The sequence below is a fragment of the Armatimonas sp. genome, from assembly GCF_964826245.1.
Map to the genome: position 1 here is coordinate 1 of NZ_CBAYMC010000272.1, position 5,241 is coordinate 5,241.

At 59.4% G+C, this 5,241-nt stretch carries 5 protein-coding genes and 1 pseudogene; 3 read left to right on the forward strand and 3 right to left on the reverse strand.

The window, feature by feature from the left end; genetic code table 11:
- A partial coding sequence (locus AC1XOS_RS19350; RefSeq protein WP_481963859.1) for an ABC transporter ATP-binding protein occupies window positions 1-529 on the forward strand: 529 nt, incomplete at its 5' end.
- A complete protein-coding gene (locus tag AC1XOS_RS19355) occupies window positions 526-1,641 on the forward strand; it encodes a Gfo/Idh/MocA family protein (protein WP_481963860.1) in 1,116 nt (371 codons plus the stop codon). The genes AC1XOS_RS19350 and AC1XOS_RS19355, both read left to right, overlap by 4 nt.
- Before the next feature lie 6 nt (window positions 1,642-1,647).
- Here the strand turns inward: AC1XOS_RS19355 and AC1XOS_RS19360 are convergent, their stop codons facing one another.
- From AC1XOS_RS19360 to AC1XOS_RS19370, 3 genes are all read right to left on the reverse strand, one after another.
- On the reverse strand, window positions 1,648-2,868 hold the full coding sequence (locus AC1XOS_RS19360; protein WP_481963861.1) for an adenylate/guanylate cyclase domain-containing protein: 1,221 nt from the start codon (window positions 2,866-2,868) through the stop codon (window positions 1,648-1,650).
- A 12-nt stretch (window positions 2,869-2,880) separates the two neighbouring features.
- Window positions 2,881-3,816 carry a 1-phosphofructokinase family hexose kinase gene (locus AC1XOS_RS19365; protein WP_481963862.1) on the reverse strand — a complete coding sequence of 312 codons (936 nt, stop codon included), beginning with the start codon at window positions 3,814-3,816 and terminating at the stop codon, window positions 2,881-2,883.
- Window positions 3,817-3,896: 80 nt separating this feature from the next.
- Entirely contained in the window at window positions 3,897-4,943 is a 1,047-nt protein-coding gene (locus AC1XOS_RS19370) for a choice-of-anchor A family protein (protein WP_481963863.1), read from the reverse strand.
- A 95-nt stretch (window positions 4,944-5,038) separates the two neighbouring features.
- Between AC1XOS_RS19370 and AC1XOS_RS19375 the strand changes: the two are divergent.
- A pseudogene (locus AC1XOS_RS19375) lies at window positions 5,039-5,241 on the forward strand (ribonuclease H-like domain-containing protein); the annotation flags it as partial.

Genomic DNA, 5,241 nt, shown 5'->3' on the forward strand with positions numbered 1-5,241 from the left:
TGGGATTGTCCAGCAAGATGTCTTTCTCTTTGCGGGGACGATCCGGGAGAATATTATCTACGGGCGGCTCGATGCCACCGACGACGAGATCAACGAAGCGGCGCGGCGTGCCCGGCTCGATGAGATGATCGCGCAGCTTCCGGAGGGGCTGGATACGGTTATTGGGGAGCGGGGCGTCAAGCTCTCGGGTGGGCAGAAACAGCGCCTTGCGATTGCGCGGATGTTTCTCAAGAATCCCCCCATTCTCATCCTCGACGAAGCGACATCGGCGCTGGACACGGAGACCGAGCGCGCGATTCAAGCATCGCTGGCCGAGCTCTCTGTCGGTCGCACGACGCTTGTCATCGCCCACCGCCTCGCCACAATCCAGAACGCTGACCGAATCGTGGTGGTGGATGAGACAGGGATCGCCGAGCAGGGTCGCCACCAAGAGCTTGTCACGTCCGGTGGCATCTACCAGCGCCTCCACGAAGCCCAGTTTCGCCCCCAGCAGGAACCCGCTCGGGCTCTGGCGAACTTAGTGCTATGAGCAACAGAGAAGTTCGGATCGGCATTATCGGCTGTGGGCAGATCGCCCAGCAGCACCTCAAGACCTACAAAGAAATCCCCGAGGCAAACGTGGTCGCCTGCGCGGATATTCTGCCGGCGGCGGCGGACACCAGCGCCAAGACCTTTGGGATTCCCAATGTGTACTACTCCGCCCAAGAAATGCTCAAACGCGATGACTTAGACGCCGTGGACGTGTGCCTGCACAATAACTTTCACCGAGCAGGCGTCGAGGCGGTCTTAGCATCCGGGCGGCACTGCTACTGCGAAAAACCCATGGCGGGCGCCTATGCCGACGCGGTGGCGATGAAAGCCGCCGCAGAGGCTTCGGGGAAGCTGCTGCACATCCAGCTGGCGGGGATCTACTCCAACGAGGTGCGCTCAGTGAAGGAGCTGATTGATGAGGGAGCACTCGGCGAGGTCTACTACGCCCGCACCAACGGCCACCGACGGCGCGGTCGGCCCTATGTAGACGGCTACGGTAAGCCGACCTTTGTGCAAAAAGAGAACTCCGGCGGCGGCGCCCTCTACGACATGGGGGTCTACCATATCTCCGAGCTGCTCTGGCTTTTGGGCAACCCGACTCCCACGCGCATCTGTGGCCGCACGTTTCAGAAAGTGGCGATGGACGCCAAGCGTCAAGACCTCTCAGGCTACTCGGTGGAAGAACTAGGCACCGGGCTGGTGAACTTCTCCAATGGAATCGCGCTAGACATTCTCGAAGCCTGGGCGATGCACTTAGACACGCTGGAAGGCTCGTTTATCCTCGGCAGCGACGGTGGCGCACGCCTTCGCCCGTTTGGCTACTTCACGTCGCAGGGGGATCTGGACATTGATGGCGGCGCCTCTATGGGTGCGGCGGCCTACCGACGGCGCAAGCTGCGCACCGACGATGGCGACACAGACACGCGCGACAATAGCCAGCGCCACTGGGTGAATGTGCTCCTGGGCAACGACACGCTCCTGCCGACCATGGACCTCGCCCTCAACACCATGCTCATCTCCGAGGGCATCTACCTCTCCGAGAAACTAGGTCGAGAAGTTACCGCTGAGGAAGTGCGCGAGCTCTCGGTCAGCACCGCCAAGCCGATCTAGCCCTCGCTAAAGTCCCGCGCGCCAGGAGAAGCCGCGCACACCGCCCTCGGGGCTGCCTTCATGCCGTCCGTAGCGGCTTAGCGCCGTCAGGCCCTCGGCAGAGAGATCACCGGAGACGACAATATCGCCTGAGGCGGCTGATTTTTGCAGCGCCGCAGCACGGTCAATCACCGCGCTCTGGAGATAGCCGATAGGCTGGCCGGGCATGAGGGCCACCTCGCCCGCATTGATGCCACAGCGCACGCTCAGAGGCCGGGGGAGGCGGTTGTGTTGCGCATTGAAGCCCGCGATCTCGTTCTGGAGGCGCAGGGCGGCGCGAACAGCGGCAACATCGGTGGGAAACATCGCCATCGTCCCATCGCCCGCCGTGGACTGCACCTGACCGCCCTCAGCCAGCACGATCTCCTCCACAAAACGGCGGAACTGATTGAACGAGTACTCCACCAGAAGCTCATCGGCGGAGCGCTTCAGCTCGCTGGAGCTGACCACATCAATGCTCAGAAATGCCTGCCGCACCCGCTCGCCCTCTAAGCGCTTCTGAATCTGAACCATCTGCGCCAGCAGCTCCTCACGCGAGACCCCACTTGTTTCCACCGAGTAGCGCACCGGCGGCGCCATACCCGGCGATGCGGAAACAGGCGTGGGCAGTGTCCCTTGTGTAAGCTGCGTATGGAGCGCCTCTGCCTCGTTTTTTTTGCGCTTCAGAGTGTTGCTAAGGTGAATTCCAAACCCAATGTAGGTAACGGTTCCCAGCATCGCGAACAAACCCGCGAGGCCACGGAGAATACGGAGTTCATCAATGATCGCTGGTGGAACCACCATCAGCATCCAGCCGATCGACCACCACTGGGTCTCCCATTTTTTCAGCTCTGGGATGGTTCCCTTCTCGACGCGCTCTAGGACATTTCTTGCGGTCTCCCCCGCTGTCTTACTTGCCTGTCGCACAGCCTGATTGACCTGCTCCGTCTGGATAGAGACGATGGGAATAGTGTTCTTCTTGGGTGGCTCAGCTTGCTTCTGAGCCTCGTGCTTGTCTTCAATCTCGTTGAGGGCTTTGTGGACAAACGCTGGCTCGACCCCAATCTCCGCAGCGATTTTCTCAATATCGTCGGCAGAGTAGCGCTCTTTGTGCTCGGCCTGAAGTCTGTCGGCGAGCTGGATCGCTTGACGGAGTGTTTGTTCGTCGTAGCGCGGAGGTTCAGGTTGAAGTTGCTGTTGCTGTGCCATATTGGGTCTCGCCTATTGTACCGACTCTAAGACAACTTGGGAAAGCAGTTGATTGATAGTTTCGGGATCTACCATCCCCGACGTGAGGGTGAGACAGTTTGCCGCCGCACAAGCCGTACCAAAACGCACGGATTCTAGCAAGGTTGCTTGCTGGACAAAGTGGCTAAACAAAACTCCCGCCATCAGCGCATCGCCCGAGCCAATCGGATTCCGTGCGACAATCTTCGGCGGCAAGATCCTCCATGCGCTGTTCTCGGCAGTGAGCAAGATCGCCCCCGCCTTGCCCTCCGAGACGAGTGCGTTCTGTGCCCCCGCCTCACAAAGCGCCTGCGCACAGGCGAGCGCCGACGTGTCGGCAGGCAGATGCAGTGCCACAATCGCCTCCTGACGGTTGGGCTTGACCAGATAGGGACGCTCGACGAGCGCGAGGCGTAGCGGCTCTTTCTGGGCGTCCAGCATCACCGGAGTGGGCGAGGCGGCACAGAGGCGGGCATAGAAATCCGGTGCGGTTCCAGGTGGCAGGGAGCCCGAGAGCGCCAGTGCAGTGGTCAGGGCAAGGGACAGTTTTCCCCGCACACAAGCAACCAGCCGCTCCCGATCAGCTTCGGAGAGGGCTGATGCCTCTTCGACGAGCTCGGTGACGCCGCCCCCGATAACGGGGGAGCTTTCAAGGAGCGTGCAGCACGTGCGGGTGGGAGCATCGTCCTCGGCCCAGACAATCTCTTGTGAGAAGGGAAGGTTTTTGTGGACGTAGCGCCCCGAATCCCCCCCGAGGGGCTGAACCAAACAGACAAGTGCTCCCAGCGTATCGAGCACTCGCGCGACATTGACCGCCTTGCCCGAAGCCGTGGTAACGGTCTCACTCGCCCGATTCACCTCACCGAGAGTCAGGCTCGCAAAGTGCTGGGTACGCTGAACCGTAGGAGTCAGCCCGACACACAGAATCACGCAGAGGGTATTCGACAACAAAAGCCAAAACCCCTCCGCAGGATGTTCCTGCGGAGGGGTTGAGAAGGAGTGAAACAGGCTTACTTGCGGCGACGGCGCGCGGCAAGACCGGCAAGTCCGAGGCCTGCGAGAGCAAGTGTGCCTGGCTCAGGAATCTGTGGCAGACGGCCACGGAACTTGACATCATTGCCGAAGCGATCCCGTTGGTTGAACTGGCCAACAGAGGGATCGTTTTCGGTACCAAGCTGACCGACAACGACGCTCCCGTAGATCACACCGTAGTTCATGTCCAGGGTCGCCTTCGGAGCAAGGATCGAGCCGCCCATCGCATCCACACGAAGCTCGGTTGCATCCGGGAAGTTGAACAAGACATTACCCACACCAGGACCGTCTGGGTAGTTCACGTAGTTATAGAGATAGTTACCATTAGGAGCGGTGATATTCGTCCCCGCGACGTTCACAAGAACCGTGGTATCAGGTGCTGCGTTCTTGAAGTTAATGAACCAGCTATTCTCAAAAGCCCTCTCGGTGAAGTTAAAAACCTTCAGGCCACCACCAGAAACATCGAGATCAAAATAACCACCCGTTGGCGTCGCATCCATGATCGAAGTGCCACTCAGGGTTCCGAGATAGGCAGACTGGCTTGTCAAGTAAGCATTCGTCGCGGCAAAGTCCACAGGGGAAGCGCTGGTTCCAGTGCTGGTCGGGAAGGTCTCCGTGCCGGTGTAGGCAAACGTACCACCATGCTTGACACTGCCGGGCTGACCACCGCCGATAAAGACGTTGCCATTGGCCTCAACACTACCCAAGTAGGAGGTCAGGGTCCAGCGATAGTTAAGATCACCACCGGTAAAGACGCCATCAGGATGGACGCTGTGTCCCAGGTTGTTCAGGTCTCCACCAACCACCAGCTTGCCGCCGCCATTCCAGCCCGTCGTAAAGCCCCAGTCACCCACATTCAGGTTGCCAGTGACGGCGACGCCACCCTCAGCATCGGCACCCTGCTGCCAAGCATTGCCTAGGACATAGACATTGTACGGCTGTGCTCCACCTAGCGCCTGAGCCTGGGCAGCAGCGGCGGAGAAAATCGCAAGTAATGCAATGGCTGTTGTTTGGATGATCTTCATGTTATTCAAAGTTCCCTCTGGAGATCAGTGTAGCGCAAGAACCAGACCTAGCGAAGGAGAAAACGCAAAAATCAGGTATCCTTACGGGTAATCAAATGCTAACGGCTACATTTTGTCATGCTCAAGGCCTGGGGCTTGCCAGTGAACAGCGCCTCTGGGATGCGGGGATATTGAGCTGGGAGGACGCTTTGAAAACTCCCTCCTGCCTTCCCCTTTCAGAGAGCAAGAAACAGCTCTTAGTCCCCGCGCTGGAAGACTCACAAGCCGCCCTAGCGCGGCAGGACTCGCGCTGGTTCCA

Excerpts from the sequence above, each read along its gene's own strand:
- AC1XOS_RS19355 (WP_481963860.1), top strand. The coding sequence starts at position 526 with ATGAGCAACAGAGAAGTTCGGATCGGCATTATCGGCTGTGGGCAGATC.
- AC1XOS_RS19360 (WP_481963861.1), bottom strand. The coding sequence starts at position 2,868 with ATGGCACAGCAACAGCAACTTCAACCTGAACCTCCGCGCTACGACGAA.
- AC1XOS_RS19370 (WP_481963863.1), bottom strand. The coding sequence starts at position 4,943 with ATGAAGATCATCCAAACAACAGCCATTGCATTACTTGCGATTTTCTCC.